Raw genomic sequence first — 466 nt, 5'->3', positions numbered from 1 at the left:
CTAAATAGCGGATGGTCATTAGGTTTCTTCACCCAACCATAAACGCTCGCATCCTCCGAAAACAAACTGCGTAAGTGACGATGTACTTGCAACACATAACTTACTCGAGTCAATACATCCTCCCTAACCATCACCAAACCTGCAACCATCAAACCTAGATCCGACACACTATCCAGACCCAAAAGGTTCAGTTTCTCAGTATCAGTTAACTGCCATTTTTCAAAGATGTTCAAACTAACCTTAAGCGACACCTGCGCCTGAACAGGCGTTATGTCACCGATTGAACGCATTTCAAACACAGCTGCATCCCCTGGCTTACCTATCATCAACACTTGTCACCTCTGCAAATTCTGAATGTAGACCATTTACACTGTAAACTGATAAGACACCTTTTCAAAGACACAAGAACAGTCAATACCTGCAAAGCCAAATTTTACTTTTGGCCTCTAAAACCACACTAAACCAC

1 pseudogene is annotated in these 466 nt (G+C 42.5%); it reads right to left on the bottom strand.

The features are described 5' to 3' along the window. A pseudogene (locus tag AB4585_RS29435) lies at nt 1-326 on the bottom strand (hypothetical protein); the annotation flags it as partial. Between the last annotated feature and the right edge of the window lie 140 nt (nt 327-466).

Origin of the sequence: Vibrio sp. 10N.222.49.C9, assembly GCF_041474985.1 — a bacterium.
Taxonomy (GTDB): Bacteria; Pseudomonadota; Gammaproteobacteria; order Enterobacterales; family Vibrionaceae; genus Vibrio; species Vibrio crassostreae_C.
This window is presented reverse-complemented; position numbering and strand designations above follow the sequence as displayed.